Genomic DNA, 18,818 nt, shown 5'->3' on the forward strand with positions numbered 1-18,818 from the left:
CGTTCCGGCGTCCGCGGCCTCTTCCTGTGCCGGCGCCCCTGTTCGCGGACACGCACGCCCCATGCCCGACAGCCTCGATTTCGACCGGAACGATCTCGGCCCCACCGACCCAGGGTCGAACCATCTGCGCCCCGACGATCCGCACCGGCCCGGTCCCAGCCCGTCCGTTCCGCCGGCTACGGTTCCGCCAGCCACCGTTCCACCGGCCACCGTTCCACCGGCCACCGTTCCACCGGCCACGGTCCCGCAGACCGCCCTGATCCGGCGGCTGCGCCGGGCGGCCTCCGGCAACGTCCCGGCGCCGGAAGGCGTGACGCTCCGCCAGGCCCAGCAGCGCGAGGTGATGGTCGGCGCCCACCTGACCCTGAGCATCGACTGGGCGACCGAGGTGGAGGTCCGGCTGGGCGCCGAGATGGTGCGCTTCGCCATCTATTGCCGCAACGCCGCCGAACTGAACGCGACGCTGGCCCGCGATCTGGACGCCGAAGCCGCCTCGCTGGAGACGGCCCACCGCTTCGCCACGCTGCTCGGCCCGCTGGACGAGCGGGTCGAGGCGATGGCCGCGGCGGAGGAGCCGCTGCCGCCCCTGCCCTCCCTGCGCGGCCCCTACTACCTGCATGAGGTCTGCACCGGCTGCAACGGCGGCGGGGTGCGGGCCTGCGGCGGCGACGGCTGCCGCGGCGGCAAGATCCGCTGCACCCACAGCGCGACGGCAGAGACGCCGGATTGCCCGGAGTGCGGCGGGCGCGGCCAGCACCGCTGCCCGGTCTGCACGGGCGAGGGGGTGGTCGCCTGCGAGACCTGCAGCGGCGTTGGGCAGTTCACCCACATCCATCACCCCCGCCTCACCGCCCACCCCTCCTACAGCCTGACCGCCCCGCCGGACGCCCCGGCGGCGGTGCGGATGGCGCTGGAAGAGGCCGGATTCGCCGGATTCGCGGCGCTCGCCAACCCTGCGCCCGCCACGGTGCGCCATTCCGGCACACAGCTCCTCTACCAGCGCAGCGGCACGCTGACGGTGGTCGCGCTGTCCTGGGAGTGCGACGGCGTGCCGTTCGAGGTGGAAACCGTCGGGTCGGACGGCGACTCGGCCCCCCTTCCGCCCTTCCTGGACACCGTGCTGGCCCCGGTGCTGGCGCGCATCGCGGCGTTGCCGCCCGCCGACGCCTTCGCCCTGGCCGGTGCCTACCGCCTGACCCGCTCCGTCGCCGAGGCGGTGCTGGACGGCCGGGAGCCGGACGCCGCGGCGATCGTGGCCGACCATGAGGGGTGCGTCAGCCCCGCCTTCGTGAAGGACATCGCCGCCGTGCTGGCGGAGCGCTTCGCCGAGACCAGCCGCACCGCCGTGGCACGGAGCTGGATCGCCGCGGCGGGTCTGCTCGCCCTGGTCCTGCTGCTGGTGGCGGGGGTGGACGGCCCCGCCCTGCTGACCGGAGCGACGCCCGAACAGCCCGCCCCGGCGGCGCTGCGGTTGGGCTGGGACATCGGGCTTCCCATCATGGCCGGGCTGGGCCTGTGGATGCTGGTGCGCGGGGTAGTGCGCGGGGCGCTCGGCGCGGCCTTCGGCGGGACGGTCCGCGCACCGGACCAGGGGTCCTGGCCGCTCGTCCTGCTGTCCGCCGCGGCGGCGCTCCATCTCGGTCTGCTGACGTGGTGGAACGGCGGGCCGGGCTTCAGCCGGCTGAATCACCGACTTGACGTGGAGGCGATCACCGAAGGGCGCGCGCCGATGCCCACCCCACGCGTCCTGACGCCGGAGGAGCGGATCATGGCGGCGCAGCGGGCGCTGGCCCGGCTGGGGCGCTACGATGGGGCGATCGACGGCAAGATGGGCGAAGGCACGCGGACCGGGCTCGCCAGCCTGACCGGGCTGATCGACACGCCGCCGGGGGTGGCGCCCGAAGACCCGCTGGATCTGGCGGTGGCCATCGCCGCCGACCGGGTGGCCGTCAATGTGCGGACTCCGGAACTGCTGGTCGGGCCGGGCTGGAGCAACGCCACCCGCCTGCGCATGAGCCAGGACGACCAGCCGCAGGTCGCCGGGGCCTTCCTGGGGGCGCTGGCCGCGTCGGGCACGGAACGGGCGTCCGTCGGCCAGGAGTGGATGTCGGGAGATCGCTTGCGCTCCGGCGTGGTCACCGTGATGGGCCGCATCGCCGACCCGAAGGACCGCGGGCGCCTGTGCTTCGGCCTGACCCACGTCGTGACCACCCCCGCCGGCCGGGACGCCGGAACGCCGCTGCGCACCTGCCGGACCGCCGGAAACTGGACCCTTGAGGAATGACGGGGACGGCAAGGCCCGCTCCGTGCGGGCATGAAAAAGGGGCCTGAAAAGGCCCCGATTTTCATTTTCGTTCGGCGATGCGCCGACGATAAGGATGGTGCGGTCGAGAAGACTCGAACTTCCACAGCATTTCTGCCACAGCGACCTCAACGCTGCGCGTCTACCAATTCCGCCACGACCGCGACTTCATCGTTCGAATGGCCCGGACACAACGGCCCAACCCATTGAATTAACTTGCTTTCCTATGCGGGACGTTACGCGGCGCCGCTTCGGATTGCAACAACTTTCTGATGGTGCGGCCAAGCCGCCGGCGAGCCTTTCCGCCCGCACGCGCCCCATCCCTGCGCGCCGCGCCCTGTTATCGCATTCCCGAGAGAGAAGCAAGCGGCATGCAAGGCCCGAAGCCGGTCAGCGGTCGAGCACCCACGCCTCACATCCAATGATTGATCTTTACCAAATCAACGACGCCTCCCAAGAGATCATCGCGCGCAGGGATGCCGCAAAGCACGATGATGCAGTGCAAAAATTTGGCTTCATGCGTTAGCAGCGCTGTTTTCGACATTTTGTGACTCCTTTTGCCGTTTTCCGCTCTGAGACGCGGTGCTATCGTTCGCCATCAGTTGTCCAATTGTTGGACCAAACTCAGGCGGCGCGATCATGAACGGCGTCTCAACCGTCAAAGCCATCTTCGAAGAGCTTCGCAAGGAGATCCCCGAGCGCTATCAGCCCGGCGATCTGCTTCCGAACGAACGCCTGCTGGCCGAACGGTTCGGCGTCAGCCGCAATACCATCCGCGAAGTCATCATCTTCCTCGAAGCCTACGGCTTGGTCGAAAAGACGCAGCGCGGCCCGCGCGCCAGCAAGCCGGACATCGAGGCGATGTTCCGTATTCTCGATCAATGCTTCGACCGCAGCGTCAAGACCTGCCGGGAAGTCTTGCAGTTCCGCCGGATCATCGAGATCGGCGTGCTGCCCGAAGTGGTCCGGCACATCACCGATGCGGAGATCGACGGGCTCAACCGTCTGGCCGAAGACATGGAGCACCAGTTGACGGTGCGCGAAGCGGCGGAGGTGGACTTCCGCTTCCACGCCGCCATCGTCGCTGCGTCCCGCAACTCCATGTTGCAGAAGATGTATCAGGCGATGTCACAGCCGATGATCTATTACATGGAGATCGGCAAGAGCAACGCCGTGATCGGGCCGACCACGGTCGATTATCATCGCCAGATCATCGCAGCGCTGCGTGAGCGCTCCGTCGAAAAGGCCGTCGAGGCCAGCAACGCACACTTCCATTTCAGCGAGAGCGTGTTCAACCAGGAGGCGCAGCCGTCGGCTACGCCCGAGCCCTGAACACGTCCGCTTCCTAAAAAAGGACATCACCTGTGAAAGCACTGATGATCGAAGGCGTGGACGTCTGCGCGATCCACGAGGTGGCGGAGCCGACTCCGGGCCCCGGCGAGGTACTCCTGGCCATCCGCCACGTCGCCCTGTGCGGCAGCGACCTCAGCACCTTCAAGGGGCTGAATCCGCTGGTCTCGCTGCCGCGCATCCCTGGCCACGAAATCGGCGGCGAGATCGCCGCGGTGGGTGAGGGCGTTCCGGCCGAGTACACCGTGGGCCGGCGCGCCATCGTCATTCCCTACACCGCCTGCGGCACCTGCCCGTCCTGCCGCAAGGGCCGCGTCAACGCCTGCCGCAGCAACCGCACGCTGGGCGTGCAGCAGAACGGCGGACTGGCCGAACGCATCGTCCTGCCCTATGGCAAGCTGATCCTGAACGACACGCTGGCGCCGCGCCATCTGGCGCTGGTCGAGCCGCTGTCGGTCGGCTTCCACGCCGCGGCGCGCGGCCGCGTCGAGGCGGCCGACACCGTTCTGGTGCTGGGCTGCGGCATGATCGGCATGGGCGCCATCGCCGGCTCCGTCCATCGCGGCGCCACGGTGATCGCCGTGGACATCGGCGAGGCAAAGACCGGTCTGGCCCGCCGCTACGGCGCCGCCCACACCATCGACGCCGCCAAGGAGGACGTGGCCGCCCGGGTCATGGAACTGACCAACGGCGACGGCGCCGACGTGGTGATCGAGGCGGTCGGCCTGCCCGCCACCTTCACCCAGGCCATCGACCTCGTGTCCTTCGCCGGCCGCGTCGTCTACATCGGCTACGCCAAGGAGCCGGTGTCCTACAAGACGCAGTTCTTCAACCTGAAGGAGCTGGACATCATGGGGTCGCGCAACGCGACCTCAGAGGATTTCCAGGCCGTCATCCGCTATCTCGAAACGCTCGATCACGCCCCCGACGACCTGATCTCCAAGGTCTTCCCCTTCGAGGAGGCCGACAAGGCCCTGCCCTATTGGGCCAAGGAGCGCGACACCACGGTCAAGGTGATGATCGAGCGCTGACCTTTCCGGCGGCGCCCACCGGGCGCCGTCACCACCAGAACTGCTGCGGCGGGACATGCCGGTCCCGCCGCCGGGTCCGGCCATGTTCGGCGGGACCCGTCCATGAGCCACGTCCGCAGACGGGCTCCCCGGCATCCACTATGGAGGAAATAACAATGAAGCGCTTTTTGGCGTCTGCCCTTGCCGCGTGCGTGCTGTCGATCGGTGCCGCGTCCGGCGCCATGGCCAAGACCGAGATCATGGTCGCCTATGAGAACAACCCGGGCGAGCCGCTCGACCGGGTGATGCATCACTGGGCCGACCTTCTGAAGGAGAAGAGCAAGGGCGAGATCACCCTGAAGCTGTTCCCCAGCTCCCAGCTGGGCGCCAAGAAGGACGTGATGGAACAGGCGATGATGGGGATGAACGTCATCACCCTGACCGACGTCGGCTTCCTGCAGGACTACGACGCCGACCTCGGCGTTCTCTTCGGCCCGTACCTGACCGACGATCCCCAGAAGCTCTTCAAGATCTACGAGAGCGACTGGTTCAAGAAGAAGGACGAGGGGCTGCGCAAGAAGGGCGTGCACATCGTCATGTCCAACTACCTGTACGGCGTGCGCCACATCCTCGCCAAGAAGCCGATCAACACGCCCGAAGACCTCAAGGGCATGAAGATCCGCGTCCCGAACAACGTGATGCAGATCAAGACGATCGAGGCGATGGGCGCCACCGCGACCCCGATGCCGCTGGGCGAGGTCTATCCGGCCCTGACCACCGGCCTGATCGACGGCGTGGAGAACCCGATCTCCGTGCTGTACGGCGCCAAGCTGCATGAGCAGGCCAAGTATCTCAGCCTCGTCGGCTATCTGACCAACACCTCGGTGTGGGTCGGCGGCGAAGCCTTCTTCAGCAAGCTGCCGGCGGACGTCGTGAAGATGGTCCACGAGACCGGCTACGAGGCCGGTCTCTACAGCCAGAAGCTGGCCGCCGAGCAGGACGCCGAGTTCATCGAGAAGATGAAGGCGACCGGCGTCACCGTGGTCCAGCCGGACCCGGCGCCGTTCCGCGAGGCCACCAAGGTCGTCTACACCCAGTTCCCCAAGTGGTCGGCTGGCCTGTACGAACAGATCCAGAAGGATCTCAAGTAAAAAATAAGGAAATCCGGGCGGAGCCTCCGTTCCGCCCGGATCGTCTGGAGGATTGTGCCATGGAGTTGATCCGGCGTTTGCCGTCGGTCGTCGCGGGAACCGCGCTGGCCGGTCTGGTGGTGATGACCATCGTGGCGGTGATTGCGCGCTATGTCTTCGACGCCCCGCTGCATTGGGGCGAGGAAATGTCCGGGCTTTTGATGATCTGGATCATCATGATCGGCGCCATCGTCGCCGAGCGTGACGGCCAGCATCTGGAAATCCCGCTGTTCGTGGACCTGCTGCCCACCCGCATCCGGGCGGCGGTCGATCTGGCCATTTCGGCCCTGTCGATCCTGGTTCTCGGCTATGCCGGCTGGCTCGGCTACCTGCTGGCCCAGAGCGCCCAATACAAGCTGACGGAAATTCTTCAGATCTCCTGGTTCTGGATCGACATTGCCGTTCCGGTCGGTGCGGCTGGCCTCGTCGCCTATCTTCTGCACCGCTGCTTTATTGACATCATGGTGATCGTGAAGGGGGAAGCGCCATGAGCTGGCCCGTCATCATTCTTGTTATGCTTTGTCTTTTCGCTTTGAACATGCGAATCTACATTGCAATTTTTGCATCGGTTCTTGTCTATTTCGTGTTCTTCAGCCCGGTTCCCGACCAGATCGCGGTGCAGCGGCTGATCGGCGCCTCGCAGAACCTGTCCCTCCTGGCGATCCCCTTCTTCATCCTGCTCGGCACGCTGATGGATCACACCGGCGTGGCCAAGCGCCTGCTGCGCGTGGCCGATCTGCTGGTCGGCAAGTTCACCGGCGGCATGGCCCTGACCAACATCATGCTGAGCACGCTGCTGGGCGGCGTCAGCGCCTCCAACCTCGCCGACAGCGCCATGCTCACCCGCATGCTGGTGCCGGAGATGGAGCGCAAGGGCTACAACCGCGCCTTCGCCGCCGCCGTCACGGCGTCGGGCGCGCTGGTCACGCCGATCATCCCGCCGGGCATCGCGCTGATCATCTACGGCCTTGTCGCCGACGTCTCCATCGGCGCCATGTTCATGGCCGGCATTCTGCCCGGCATCGTCATGGCCATCATGCTGATGGGCGCCGCCTACATCGTGTCCAAGCGCAACGGCTATCCGCCGTCCCGCGACAGCTGGCCCACCGCCTCGGAGACCACCAGCGCGCTGGTCGGCGCCTGGCCGGTACTGGTTCTGCTGGTCGCCATCATCGGCGGCATCCGCGCCAACATCTTCACCCCGACCGAAGCCGGCGCGGTGGCGGTGCTGATCGTCCTGGTGATCGGTTTCGTGATCTACCGCGAGATGCGCGTCGCCCATGTGCTGGACGCCCTGGTCGGCACCTTCAAGGCCACCTCCTCGGTCATGCTGGTCATCATGGCCTGCTCGGCCCTGGCCTGGGTGCTGTCGCTGGAGCAGGCGGCGCAGCAGCTGGCGACCTTCATCACGGCGCTGACCGACAACAAGTACGTCTTCCTGATCATCCTCAACCTGCTGCTGCTGTTCCTCGGCATGCTGATCGAGGGCAACGCGATCCTCATCGTCATGGTCCCGCTGCTGATGCCGACGGTGCACCAGCTCGGCATCGACCCGATCCATTTCGGCATCGTCGTGATCGTGAATCTCGCGGTCGGCTGTCTGACACCGCCGGTGGGCACGGTGATGCTGCTGGTCTGCAACCTCGCCAAGGTGAAGATCTCGGACTTCATGAAGCAGTCCACCCTGCTCTTCGTGGCGCTGTTCATCTCGCTCATGCTCGTCACCTTCGTGCCGGAGCTTTCGCTGCTCCTGTCCCGCTGACCCGTCCTGCCGCCCTCCCGCTTCCCTCGCTTCTCCCCCAAGGGGCCTGACATGTCGAAGTACCTGAAGATCCATTCCAGCGACACCGTCGCCGTCGCCCTGGAGCCGCTGGCCCAGGGCACCGCGATCGACGGTCTGGGCGTCGTCCTGCTCGACGAGGTGCCGCAGGGCCACAAGTTCGCCGTGACGCCGCACCAGCCGGGCGACCGGGTCATCAAGTACGGCAGCGTGATCGGCCTCGCCAAGGAGGCGATCCCGGTGGGGCGGCACATCCACACCCACAACATCGGGACCGCGCTGGGCGGCGTTCAGGACTACGCCTACGCCGGCCCGGCGAACGACGCGGCGCCGGCCAAGCGGGAGGCGCCGACCATCCAGGCCTTCGTCCGCGCCAACGGCGAGATCGGCGTGCGCAACGACTTGTGGATCATCCCGCTGGTCGGCTGCGTCAACGGCCTCGCCAAGAACGCGGCCAAGCGCTTCGAGAAGATGGGCCTGCTGCCCGAGGGCTCCCGCGTCATGGTGCTGGAGCATCCCTACGGCTGCTCGCAGCTCGGCGGCGACCTCGACAACACCCGCAACATTCTGCGCGACTTCGCCATCCACCCCAACGCCGGCGGCGTGCTGGTCATGGGGCTGGGTTGCGAGAACAACACCCGCGCCCTGTTCACCCAGGGCTTCGAGCATCCCGACCCGCGCCGCCTGCGCTATCTGACCACCCAGGAGGTGTCGGACGAGCTTGAGGCGTCGCTGGAGGCGATGACCGAGCTGGCCGCGGTGATGCGCGAGGACAAGCGCGAGCCGGTCGGCGCCGACCGCCTGCGCATCGGGTTGAAGTGCGGCGGCTCGGACGGCTTCTCCGGCATCACCGCCAACCCGCTGCTGGGCGCCCTCTCCGACTGGCTGTGCGGGATCGGCGGCGCCACCGTGCTGACCGAGGTGCCCGAGATGTTCGGCGCCGAGCATCTGCTGATGGAGCGCGCCGAGAGCCGCGAGGTCTTCGAGGGGGTCGTCACCCTGATCAACGACTTCAAGCAGTATTTCCTCGACCACAACCAGCCGATCTACGAGAACCCGTCGCCCGGCAACAAGGCGGGCGGCATCAGCACGCTGGAGGAGAAGTCGCTGGGCTGCACCCAGAAGGCCGGCCTCTCCCCGGTGCGCGACGTCATCCGCTACGCCGAGCGCATCCGCAAGCCGGGCCTGACCCTGCTGGAGGCGCCGGGCAACGACGGCGTGGCGGTCACCGCCCTGGCCGCCGCTGGCTGCCACATCGTGCTGTTCACCACCGGCCGCGGCACGCCGCTGGGCGGCGTCGTGCCGACCATGAAGATCGCCACCAACACCGCCATGGCCGAGAAGAAGCGGCATTGGATCGACTTCAACGCCGGCCCCATCGCCGAGGCCACCGCCACGGTGGACAGCCTGCTGCCGTCCTTCATCGACAGCATCCTCGCCGTCGCCAACGGCAAAGAGGCGCGCAACGAGGAGAACGACGTCCACGACCTCGTGATCTTCAAGTCCGGCGTCACGCTCTGAACCCCGCCACCTCTCAGACAAGGACGCCGACCATGCAGCGCCTGAACGCATCCTTTCTCAACGGACGGCCGCGCCCGACGACGACGCGGATCGTGCAATTCGGCGAAGGCAACTTCCTGCGCGCCTTCTTCGACTGGAAGGTCGAGCGCCTGAACGAGGCCACCGGCGGCGACTGGGGCGTGACCGTCGTCCGCCCCATCCCCGGCGGCTTCCCGCAGACGCTGAACGAGCAGGAGGGCGTCTACACCGTCCTGTCGCGCGGCGTCGACGAGGCTGGCCGGAAGGTTTCGCAGGCCCGGCTGATCGGCTGCGTGCGCAACGAGATCGCGGCGCACGGCGACTGGGCGTCGGTGCTGGAGCTGGCGCGCGACCCGAACGTCACAGTCGTCGTCTCCAACACCACCGACGCCGGCATCGCCTATGTCCCGTCGGTGGCCTACGCCGACGAGCCGCCGGTCTCCTTCCCCGGCAAGATGACCCGCTTCCTGCACGAGCGCTGGAAGGCCTTTGACGGCGCGCCCGACGCCGGCCTGCAAATGCTGGCTTGCGAGCTGATCGACCACAACGGCGAGGAGCTGAAGCGCATCGTCCTGCTGCACGCCCGCGACTGGGCGCTGGAGCCGGCCTTCATCGCGTGGGTCGAGACGGCGAACGCCTTCTACAACACGCTGGTCGACCGCATCGTCCCCGGCTTCCCGCGCGCCGAGGCCGACGACCTGCGCAGCGAGCTGGGCTACGACGACAGCTTCATGGCGGCGGCGGAGCTGTTCCACCTGTTCGTGATCGAGCGCAAGGAGGGGATGCCGGCGCTGCGCCTTCCGCTGGGCGAGCATGACGAGGGCACCGTCGTCACGGCGGACGTCACTCCCTACAAGGCGCGCAAGGTCGCCATCCTCAACGGCGCCCACACCGGCCTGTGCGCCCTGGCCCTGCTGGCGGGCGTCGAGACGGTCGGCGAAGCGGTGAGCGATCCCGCCGGGGCGCGCTTCCTCGACCGGCTGCTCAACGAGGAGGTCATCCCCTTCCTCACCCTGCCGAAGCCGGAGCTGGAGGACTTCGCGGCCGCCGTGCTGCGCCGCTTCCGCAACCCCTACATCCGGCACCTGTGGTACGACATCAGCCTGAACGGCCTCGTGAAGTACCAGACCCGCAACCTGGACCGGCTGCTCGCCTACCGGGAGCGGTTCGGACGGCCGGCGCCGCTGATGAGCCTGTCGCTGGCCGCTTGGCTGGCCTTCTATCTCGGCCGCTTCCCCGGCGCCGACACACTGCCACCGCGCGACTCCGCCGAGATCGTCGAGCGTGTCCGCGCCATCGGCGCCCTGGACGACGGCACCCCGGCGGGGCTGGAGGCGATGGTCGCCGCTTATCTGGGCGAGACGGCCTTCTGGGGCTGCAGCATCGACGACCGCTCGCTGCGCGCCCAGGTGATCGAGGACATCCGCTTCCTGACGGACGAGCCCTTCACCTTCGCCCGCCTTGCCGCAAGGCTGTAGGGCAGACAGCGAAAGGCCCCTTCCGCCGGTGCGGAAGGGGCCTTTTTCTTTGAGAACCGCGTTGTGTTGCGCCGGTCCGGCTCAGTCCGGCGGGATGCCCAGCCGCAGCAGCATCTCCACGAGGCCGCTTTCCCCGACGGCCAGGGCGGCCTGCGACGGGGTCATCCAGCGGCGCTCGCGCTGGCCCTTCTCCGGCCACTCGTCCAGCATCTCGTCGACTTCCAGCAGGAAGACGGTCACCGCGCACAGGACCGACTTGTTGACGCTGAGCCGCTTCATGTAGCGGAAATTGCCGAAGGGCCGGTGATCGACGGTGCCCCGCACGCCGGCTTCCTCGTAGGCCTCCCGCGCCGCCATGTCGCAGGGCTTCACGCCCTCCTCCGCCCACCCCTTGGGGATGATCCACCGCTTGGTTTCCCGCGACGTGACCAGCAGGATTTCCGGCCGGCCGTTGCGAAGGCGGAAAGGAAGGGCGGCGTATTGGGTGGCGGGAGTGCGGTTGCTCATCATATCCAAGTGGGGAGGCCGGACCCGCGATCCAATTCGGCTGAACGGGATGGCGGGCGATCATTCTTATGACGATGGGCGGCTGTGCTTCGTGCCGCCCATCGGCACCATGATCATCCCCTATTAACGTTACTCAGTGGCAAATTCTTCCGTCAGACGGTCAATAATTTCGCCTACGCCAAACCGGATAGGGTCACTGGCCGGAAGGTCATGAGCCTTGGCCGCCGCCTCCAGGCAGGCGCGCGCCTCGTCCTCGCCATAGGCCTTGGTGTTGATGGCGATTCCGACCGGGCGGATGGCCGGGTTGGTCAGCCGTCCGCAGCGGATCGTCAGGTCGATGACTTCCTGGATCGACGGCAGCGGGTGCTGCACGCCGCGCATGGTGCTGCGGGTCGGCTCGTGGCAGACGACGAAGGCGTCGGGCTGGGCGCCGTGCAGCAGCCCCAGCGACACGCCCGCGAAGGAGGGGTGGTAGAGCGAGCCCTGCCCCTCGATCAGATCCCAATGGGCCGGATCGGCCGCCGGGGCGATCCATTCCACGGCGCCGGAGATGAAGTCCGCCACCACCGCGTCGATGGCGACCCCGCGGCCGGAGATGAAGACACCGGTCTGGCCGGTGGCCCGGAAATCCGCGTCCATGCCGCGGGCGCGCATCTCCTTTTCCAGGGCCAGCGCCGTGTACTTCTTGCCGACGGAGCAGTCGGTGCCGACCGTCAGCAGGCGCCGGCCCGGACGCTTGGTCCCCTTGCCGGTGGCGAAGCGCTGGTCGGAATGGCGGACGTTGAAGAGCTGGCGGCCGTGGCGCGCCGCCGCCTCGGCAATCGCCGGGATGCTTTCCAGCCGGGTGTGCAGGCCGCTCGCCACGTCCATGCCGGACTCGATGGCCTGGACGATGAAGCTCGTCCAATGCTCCGGCAGGACGCCGCCGGCGTTCACCACGCCGACCACCAGCGTGCGGGCGCCCTGCCCCGCCGCCTCGGCGATGGTCATGTCAGGGATGCCGAGGTCGGCCTTGCAGCCCTCCAGCCGGATCTGGCCGAGGCACCAGTCGCGCCGCCAGTCCACGATGCCCTGCGCCGTCTTGGCGCCGAGCTGGTCCTGAACATCGCCGAGGAACATCAGGTAGGGATGGGGAATGTTCATTTGTCGGGTCCTCTCGAAGAGACCGGTTGTTCTTCAGGCGGGCTCGGGCGTCAGGCCGGCTCTGGCGTCAGGCGGCGGGCGGACATCTGGCGGAGCAGGACGGGCACGATCAGCGCCAGCCCCAGCAACGACGAATACAACTCCGGCGTCACCAGCAGAATGGCGGCGATGCCGAGCATCACCCGCTCCCAGGTCCGCATGTTGGTCAGCAGCCAGCCTGTCAGGGTGGCGCCCAGACAGACGATGCCGACGATGCAGCCGAGGAAGGCGATGAAGAAGTCCGGCCAGTTGAAGCCCGGCGCCACCAGCAGCAACGACGGCGAGAAGACGAAGACGAAGGGCACCAGCGCCTTCGCCAAGCCCAGCCGGAAGGCGGTGTTGCCCGTCTTGAAGGGGTCGGCCCCCGCCATGCCCGCCGCCGCGTAGGCGGCCAGCGCCACCGGTGGCGTGATGTCGGCCAGCACGCCGTAATAGAAGACGAAGAAGTGCGCGACGATCGGCGCCACGCCCAGCAGGCCGAGCGCCGGGGCGGCGATGGTCGCCATGATGATGTAGTTGGCCGTCGTCGGAATGCCGCAGCCCATCAGAATGCAGACCACGCCGGTCATGATCAGCGTGAACAGCAGCGTCAGAGCCTTGGCGTCGGCCAGCCAGCCCGGCAGGAAGGCCCCCGCCCACACCGCCATCTCGCCCGCGGTGGAGGTGACGATGTAGGAGATCTTGAAGCCGACGCCGGTCAGCGTGACCACGCCGACGATGATGCCCACCGTGGCGGCGGCGGCGCCGACCGCCAGCGCGTATTTGGCGCCGTCGCGCAGCCCGTCCAGAACCTCCCAGATGGTCATGCGCTTGCGCGGGTTCAGCAGGCCGACCGCGATGCACAGGGTGATGCCCCAGAAGGCCGCCATGTAGGGCGTGTAGCCGGCGATCAGGATGCCGATCAGCACGACCAGCGGAATGACCGTCGGCCAGTCGCGGCGGAAGGCCTCCTTCAGATCCGGCATCTCGTCGGGGCGCAAACCGCGCAGGCCGTTGCGCTTGGCCTCGAAATGCACCTGCACCAGCACGCCGAAGAAATGCATGAAGGCCGGGACGATGGCCGCCATGATGATGGTCGTGTAGGGCAACCCCAGGAACTCGATCATCAGGAAGGCGGCGGCGCCCATGATCGGCGGGGTGATCTGCCCACCGGTGGAGGCCGTCGATTCCACGGCGGCGGCGAAATGCGGCTTGTAGCCCATCCGCTTCATCGCCGGGATGGTCAGCGAGCCCACCGTCACCGTGTTGGCGACCGAGGAGCCGGAAATCATACCGAACAGCGCCGACCCGAAGATGGCGACCTTGGCGGGACCGCCGGCGTAGCGCCCGGCCACCCAGGCCGCGCAGTCGAGGAAGAGCTGCCCCAGCCCGATGCGCGTGGCGAAGACGCCGAACAGCACGAAGTGGAAGACGTAGGTCGCCACCACGCCCAGCGCGATGCCGTAAACGCCCTGCGTCGTCAGATAGAGATGGTCGACGAGCTGCGAGACCGTGGCGCCGGGATGCTTCAGCAGCCCGGGCATCTGCGGCCCCCAGATCGCGTAGCTCATGAAGATCAGCGAAATGATCGGCAGCGGCCAGCCGACCGAGCGGCGGGTCGCCTCCAGCAACACGACGATCAGGATGGAGCCGAGGACGACGTCGGTGGTGGTCGGGTTGCCGACGCGGAAGGCCAGATCGTCGAGCGGGATCAGCGGGACGTGCATCACCGCGACGACCGCGCCGATGGCCAGCGCCCAGTCCTGAAGGCCGATGCCCAGCGGGCGCAGCAGCGTGCCCATCACCGGCTCGCCGTAGCCGCGCTTGGTGAAAGGGAAGACCAGGAAGACGAGGCCCAGCACGAAGGAGAGATGGATGCCGCGATGCTCCATCTCCGGCAGCAGGCCGAAGCCGGCGGTGTAATAGTGGAACAGCGACAGAATGATCAGCAGCCCGCCGACCAGCTTCCCCGCCAGCGGCGACAGCGGCCGGAAGCGGATTTCGGAGTCGAACTTCTCCTCCAACTCCCGCGCCTTGGCCTCGTCGAGTTCCATGGACGCGGAATCCAGCCGGATGTCGGATGGCGGATCGCGATGGGTATCGGTCATGGATGCTCCATTCCCCTCTCCCCTCTGGGGAGAGGGTTAGGGTGAGGGGGTTGCGCGTGTCGGGAAGTTCGGCAAAACCGCATCCCCCTCACCGACCCTTCGGGCCACCCTCTCCCCAATTTCGGCGGACCGAAGGTCCGCCTGTCGCGTCAGCGCAAACTTCGTTTGCGCGCGAGCGGAGGGGAGAGGGTTGTACTGGTCGGATGCGGCATGAGAAAATGTAAGGAGAGCGCGCCTTACTTCAGGACACCCTGTTCCTTGTAGAACTTCTCCGCACCCGGATGCAGCGGGATGCCCAGGCCGTTGGTCGCCGTCTGCAACGTGACGAGCTTGCCCTTGGCGTGGCCGGCTTCGAGCGCGGCGCGGCTCTTCTCGTTGTAGAGCGTCTTGACGATGTTGTAGACGAGGTCGTCCGGCTGCTTGGCGCTGGTCAACCACTGGGCGTTGACGGAGATGGTCGGCGTCTCCGGAACGTCCTTGTAGGTGTTGGCCGGCACCGTGTCCTTGGCGAAGAACTGGTACTGCGCCAGCATCTTGTCGATTTCCGGCCCGGTAATCGGGACCAGCGAGATGCCCGAGGAGGTCGCGAGTTCGGAGATGGCGCCGGTCGGGTAGCCGCCGACGAAGAAGTAGGCGTCCAGAGCGCCGTCGCGCAGGCGGTCGCCCGCCGGACCCGGCTTCAGATACTCCGCCTTCACGTCCTTCTCGGTCAGGCCGAAGGCGCCGAGCACAATGCGCGAATCGACCAGCGTGCCCGAGCCCGGCTCGTCCAGCGACACCCGCTTGCCCTTCAGGTCGGCGACCGACTTGATGTTGGCGTCCTTGCGGGCGACCAGATGGATGGTTTCCGGGTAGAGCGTGGCGATGACGCGCAGGTCCTCCACCTTGCCCTTGCCCTCGAACAGGCCGGTGCCGGTGTGGGCCCAGTAGGCGACATCCGACTGCGAGAAGCCCGACTCGGACGAACCACCCTTGATGGCGTTGATGTTGGCGACGGAACCGTTGGAGGCCACGGCGGTCGCCACCAGAGCGGGCACGCCGCCGTTGGCGCCGGAGATGACGTTGGCGATCAGCCCGCCCACCGGATAGTAGGTGCCGGCGGTGCCACCCGTGCCGATGCGGAAGAAGGCCGGGGTCTGCGCCACGGCGACGGTGGCGCCGATGGCGACCGCGCCCGCCACGGCGGCGAAGGCCAGACGGCGGGTCTTGGACATGAACTTCACGACAACCTCCCAATTATTTCGCGTCGTAACGAAATGATGCCTTTGGGTCGGAGGCTTGTCGATACGAATGGGAGACCGGTTCGGACATACGGCCCATTCCGTGAATGGGTGGGCCGTATGTCCGGGCGGAACGCGTCAGTCGGCCAGCAGCGCCGCCGCGTGGTGGCGCAGATGGTCGTCGATGAAGCTGGCGATGAAGAAATAGCTGTGGTCGTAGCCCGGCTGCATCCGCAGGGTCAGCGGGTGGCCCGCCGCCTCCGCCGCCCGCTGCAGGTTCTCCGGCTTCAGCTGCTTCTCCAGGAAGCTGTCGGCGTCGCCCTGGTCCACCAGGATCGGCAGCTTCTCGGTGGCGCGGCCCAGCAGGGCGCAGCTGTCCCACTCCAGCCACGCCGCGTAGTCGGTACCGAAGAACCGCTCGAACGCCTTCTCGCCCCACGGCACGCTGGCCGGGTTGCCGATCGGCGCGAAGGCCGACACGGCGCGGTAGCGGCCGGGGTTGCGCAGGGCGCAGACCAGCGCGCCGTGCCCGCCCATGGAATGGCCGGCGATGGAGCGCCGGTCGGTCACCGGCAGCTCCGCCTCGACCAGTGCCGGCAACTCCCGCACCACATAGTCGTGCATGCGGTAGTGCCTCGCCCACGGCTCCCGCGTCGCGTTGACGTAGAAGCCGGCGCCCAGCCCGAAGTCCCAGGCACCGTCCGGATCGCCGGGCACGTCGGGGCCGCGCGGGCTGGTGTCCGGCGCCACGATGGCGATGCCGAGTTCCGCCGCCATCCGCATGGCGCCGGCCTTCTGCATGAAGTTCTCATCGGTGCAGGTCAGGCCGGACAGCCAGTAGAACACCGGCACCTTGCCCGATTTGGCGCCCGATTCGGCCTGCGGCGGCAGATAGACGGCGAACACCATGTCGCAGTCCAGCACCGCGGAGCGGTGCCGGAAGCGTTTGTGCCAGCCGCCGAAGCAGCGGTTCGCCGCGATCTGGGTCAGTTGCGACTCCATCCGGTCCTCACGGGTTGTAGAGGATGACGGAACGGATGCTCTTGCCCTCGTGCATCAGGTCGAAGGCCTTGTTGATATCCTCCAGCCCCATGGTGTGGGTGATGAAGGTGTCCAACTCGAACTCGCCCTTCAGGTAGCGCTCCACGTAATCCGGCAGCTCCGACCGGCCGCGCACGCCGCCGAAGGCGGAGCCGCGCCAGACGCGCCCGGTGACCAGCTGGAACGGGCGGGTGCTGATCTCCTCCCCGGCCCCGGCGACGCCGATGATCACCGACTCGCCCCAGCCCTTGTGGCAGCATTCCAGCGCGGCGCGCATCACCTTGACGTTGCCGATGCACTCGAAGCTGTAATCGACGCCGCCGTCGGTCATCTCGACCAGAACCTCCTGGATCGGGCGGTCGTAGTCCTTCGGGTTCACCACGTCGGTGGCGCCGAGCTGCTTGGCGATCTCGAACTTGTCGGGGTTGATGTCGATGCCGATGATGCGCGACGCCTTCGCCATGACGGCGCCGATGATCGCCGACAGGCCGATGCCGCCCAGCCCGAAGATGGCGACCGTCGAGCCCGGCTCGACCTTCGCGGTGTTGCGCACGGCGCCCATGCCGGTGGTCACGCCGCAGCCGAGCAGGCAGACCTTCTCCAGCGGGGCCGCCTTGTTGATCTTGGCGACCGCGATCTCCGGCAGCACCGTGTATTCGGAGAAGGTGGAGGTGCCCATGTAGTGGAACACCGGCTGGCCCTTCGCCGTGAAGCGGCTGGTGCCGTCCGGCATCAGACCCTTGCCCTGGGTGGCGCGGATCGCCTGGCAGAGGTTGGTCTTGCCGGACAGGCAGAATTTGCACTTCCCGCATTCCGGCGTGTAGAGCGGGATGACATGGTCGCCGACCTGGACGGAGGTGACGCCCGGCCCGACCTCCTCGACGATGCCGGCACCCTCATGGCCCAGGATGGCCGGGAACACCCCTTCCGAATCCATGCCGGACAGGGTGTAGGCGTCGGTGTGGCAGACACCGGTGGCGACGATGCGCACCAGAACCTCGCCCTGCTTGGGCGCCGCGACCTCGACCTCTTCGATCTCCAGGGGGCGCTTCGCTTCCCAGGCCACCGCCGCGCGTGACTTCACCATCCCACCGTCTCCATGCGTTCGCGTTTCTTTGATAATCGACGTTAGCATTCCGCGCGCGTTGACAACGCTGCAATGTTGGAGAGGATTGTTGCCGTATGGGGATAATCGGGACGGAATCGGGAGTTTGACGGGTGAGCCGCTGGGATGGCATCGACGAATTCGTGGCGGTGGCCGAGTGCGGCGGCTTCTCCCGCGCGGCGGAGCGGCTGCGCATCTCCTCCTCGCAGGTCAGCCGGCAGGTGGCGCGGCTGGAGGACCGGTTGCAGGCCCGCCTGTTCTACCGCACAACCCGCAGCGTGACGCTGACCGAGGCCGGCCGCTCCCTGCTTGCCCAGTGCCGCCGCCTGATCGAGGAGCGGGACGAGGCGCTGCTCGCCGTCAGCGACCTCCAGGCGGAGCCCAAGGGCCTGCTGCGCCTGACCTGCGCGGTGGCCTACGGCGAGCGGTTCGTCGTCCCGCTGGTCAACGATTTCCTGGAGCGCCACCCCCAGCTCCGCGTCGAGATCGAGCTGACCAACCGCCGGCTGGATCTGGTGCATGAGGGGGTGGACCTCGCGGTGCGGCTGGGGCGGCTGATGGATTCCAGCCTCGTCGCCACGCGGATCGCGCCGCGGGTCATGCATCTGTGCGCCGCCCCGTCCTATCTGGAGCGGCGCGGGACGCCGCGCCGGCTGGCCGACCTCGCCGAGCATGATTGCCTGACCGGCACCGCGGACGGCTGGACCTTCGACGCGGGGTCTCTGGAGGATGGCGGCCCAGAGTGGCTGTTCCGCCCGCAGGGGCGCTGGCGCTGCAACAGCGGCACGGCGGTGCTGGACGCCGCGTTGCGCGGCTTCGGGCTGTGCCAGTTGCCCGATTATTATGTAGTGGAGCATCTGACGGCCGGGCGGTTGGTCTCCCTTCTGGAGGCCCACCGCCCGCCCAACACCGCCGCCTGGGCCGTCTACCCGCCGCAGCGCCACCTGTCGCCCAAGGTGCGGCTGCTGATCCAGCATCTCAAGGAAGGGCTCGCCCGGCGGCCGGAATATCGCTGAGGCTTGGCACC

General features: G+C 67.6%; 15 protein-coding genes and 1 tRNA gene. 9 read left to right on the forward strand and 7 right to left on the reverse strand.

Features of this window, described 5'->3' with window-relative positions; all coding sequences use genetic code 11:
• Positions 1-61 precede the first annotated feature (61 nt).
• The gene (locus ACWPN7_RS07075; RefSeq protein WP_459197174.1) at positions 62-2,284 is read left to right on the forward strand and encodes a hypothetical protein; all 2,223 of its coding nucleotides are present in this window, start codon (positions 62-64) and stop codon (positions 2,282-2,284) included.
• 95 nt (positions 2,285-2,379) lie between these two features.
• Here the strand turns inward: ACWPN7_RS07075 and ACWPN7_RS07080 are convergent.
• A tRNA-Leu gene (locus tag ACWPN7_RS07080) sits at positions 2,380-2,466 on the reverse strand.
• 475 nt (positions 2,467-2,941) lie between these two features.
• Between ACWPN7_RS07080 and ACWPN7_RS07085 the strand changes: the two genes are divergently transcribed.
• The 7 genes from ACWPN7_RS07085 to ACWPN7_RS07115 all read left to right on the forward strand — a co-directional run bounded on the left by ACWPN7_RS07085 (position 2,942) and on the right by ACWPN7_RS07115 (position 10,649).
• The gene (locus tag ACWPN7_RS07085) at positions 2,942-3,634 is read left to right on the forward strand and encodes a FadR/GntR family transcriptional regulator (protein ID WP_149649919.1); all 693 of its coding nucleotides are present in this window, start codon (positions 2,942-2,944) and stop codon (positions 3,632-3,634) included.
• 32 nt (positions 3,635-3,666) lie between these two features.
• Positions 3,667-4,683: a zinc-binding alcohol dehydrogenase family protein gene (locus ACWPN7_RS07090; RefSeq protein WP_307832782.1), complete on the forward strand. Its 1,017-nt coding sequence runs from the start codon at positions 3,667-3,669 to the stop codon at positions 4,681-4,683.
• A 155-nt stretch (positions 4,684-4,838) separates the two neighbouring features.
• Complete coding sequence (locus ACWPN7_RS07095) at positions 4,839-5,813, forward strand: C4-dicarboxylate TRAP transporter substrate-binding protein (RefSeq protein WP_040134919.1); 975 nt, start codon at positions 4,839-4,841, stop codon at positions 5,811-5,813.
• 59 nt (positions 5,814-5,872) lie between these two features.
• Positions 5,873-6,343: a TRAP transporter small permease gene (locus ACWPN7_RS07100; protein WP_040134921.1), complete on the forward strand. Its 471-nt coding sequence runs from the start codon at positions 5,873-5,875 to the stop codon at positions 6,341-6,343.
• Positions 6,344-6,366: 23 nt separating this feature from the next.
• Positions 6,367-7,614, forward strand: coding sequence for a TRAP transporter large permease (locus ACWPN7_RS07105; RefSeq protein ID WP_282184632.1), 1,248 nt, complete (start codon positions 6,367-6,369; stop codon positions 7,612-7,614).
• 51 nt (positions 7,615-7,665) lie between these two features.
• Positions 7,666-9,153: a UxaA family hydrolase gene (locus ACWPN7_RS07110; protein WP_040134925.1), complete on the forward strand. Its 1,488-nt coding sequence runs from the start codon at positions 7,666-7,668 to the stop codon at positions 9,151-9,153.
• Positions 9,154-9,185: 32 nt separating this feature from the next.
• Positions 9,186-10,649, forward strand: a complete 1,464-nt coding sequence (locus ACWPN7_RS07115; RefSeq protein ID WP_459197173.1) for a tagaturonate reductase — start codon at positions 9,186-9,188, stop codon at positions 10,647-10,649.
• A gap of 81 nt (positions 10,650-10,730) precedes the next feature.
• Here ACWPN7_RS07115 and ACWPN7_RS07120 read toward each other — a convergent pair whose 3' ends face one another.
• From ACWPN7_RS07120 to ACWPN7_RS07145, 6 genes are all read right to left on the reverse strand, one after another.
• On the reverse strand, positions 10,731-11,156 hold the full coding sequence (locus ACWPN7_RS07120; protein ID WP_040135837.1) for an NUDIX hydrolase: 426 nt from the start codon (positions 11,154-11,156) through the stop codon (positions 10,731-10,733).
• Between the two features lie 129 nt (positions 11,157-11,285).
• Positions 11,286-12,299, reverse strand: a complete 1,014-nt coding sequence (gene dgcN, locus ACWPN7_RS07125; RefSeq protein ID WP_040134928.1) for an N-acetyltransferase DgcN — start codon at positions 12,297-12,299, stop codon at positions 11,286-11,288.
• A 50-nt stretch (positions 12,300-12,349) separates the two neighbouring features.
• Positions 12,350-14,425 (reverse strand): TRAP transporter permease, encoded by a 2,076-nt coding sequence (locus tag ACWPN7_RS07130; protein WP_051658344.1) that lies wholly within the window; start codon positions 14,423-14,425, stop codon positions 12,350-12,352.
• Positions 14,426-14,661: 236 nt separating this feature from the next.
• A complete protein-coding gene (locus ACWPN7_RS07135; RefSeq protein ID WP_207197940.1) occupies positions 14,662-15,639 on the reverse strand; it encodes a TAXI family TRAP transporter solute-binding subunit in 978 nt (325 codons plus the stop codon).
• A 144-nt stretch (positions 15,640-15,783) separates the two neighbouring features.
• Positions 15,784-16,647, reverse strand: a complete 864-nt coding sequence (fghA, locus tag ACWPN7_RS07140; protein ID WP_149649807.1) for an S-formylglutathione hydrolase — start codon at positions 16,645-16,647, stop codon at positions 15,784-15,786.
• A 7-nt stretch (positions 16,648-16,654) separates the two neighbouring features.
• Positions 16,655-17,770: an S-(hydroxymethyl)glutathione dehydrogenase/class III alcohol dehydrogenase gene (locus tag ACWPN7_RS07145; protein WP_174436646.1), complete on the reverse strand. Its 1,116-nt coding sequence runs from the start codon at positions 17,768-17,770 to the stop codon at positions 16,655-16,657.
• A gap of 134 nt (positions 17,771-17,904) precedes the next feature.
• On the opposite strand from ACWPN7_RS07145, the gene ACWPN7_RS07150 reads away from it, so the two are divergent.
• Entirely contained in the window at positions 17,905-18,807 is a 903-nt protein-coding gene (locus ACWPN7_RS07150; protein WP_459197172.1) for a LysR substrate-binding domain-containing protein, read from the forward strand.
• The last annotated feature ends 11 nt before the right edge of the window (positions 18,808-18,818 follow it).

The organism is Azospirillum sp. UENF 312511 (genome assembly GCF_058780635.1).

Coding starts and splice junctions, on each gene's coding strand:
- ACWPN7_RS07110 (WP_040134925.1), top strand. CDS start 7,666: ATGTCGAAGTACCTGAAGATCCATTCCAGCGACACCGTCGCCGTCGCC.
- ACWPN7_RS07105 (WP_282184632.1), top strand. CDS start 6,367: ATGCTTTGTCTTTTCGCTTTGAACATGCGAATCTACATTGCAATTTTT.
- ACWPN7_RS07075 (WP_459197174.1), top strand. CDS start 62: ATGCCCGACAGCCTCGATTTCGACCGGAACGATCTCGGCCCCACCGAC.
- ACWPN7_RS07100 (WP_040134921.1), top strand. CDS start 5,873: ATGGAGTTGATCCGGCGTTTGCCGTCGGTCGTCGCGGGAACCGCGCTG.
- fghA (WP_149649807.1), bottom strand. CDS start 16,647: ATGGAGTCGCAACTGACCCAGATCGCGGCGAACCGCTGCTTCGGCGGC.
- ACWPN7_RS07120 (WP_040135837.1), bottom strand. CDS start 11,156: ATGAGCAACCGCACTCCCGCCACCCAATACGCCGCCCTTCCTTTCCGC.
- ACWPN7_RS07130 (WP_051658344.1), bottom strand. CDS start 14,425: ATGACCGATACCCATCGCGATCCGCCATCCGACATCCGGCTGGATTCC.
- dgcN (WP_040134928.1), bottom strand. CDS start 12,299: ATGAACATTCCCCATCCCTACCTGATGTTCCTCGGCGATGTTCAGGAC.
- ACWPN7_RS07095 (WP_040134919.1), top strand. CDS start 4,839: ATGAAGCGCTTTTTGGCGTCTGCCCTTGCCGCGTGCGTGCTGTCGATC.
- ACWPN7_RS07135 (WP_207197940.1), bottom strand. CDS start 15,639: ATGTCCAAGACCCGCCGTCTGGCCTTCGCCGCCGTGGCGGGCGCGGTC.
- ACWPN7_RS07115 (WP_459197173.1), top strand. CDS start 9,186: ATGCAGCGCCTGAACGCATCCTTTCTCAACGGACGGCCGCGCCCGACG.
- ACWPN7_RS07085 (WP_149649919.1), top strand. CDS start 2,942: ATGAACGGCGTCTCAACCGTCAAAGCCATCTTCGAAGAGCTTCGCAAG.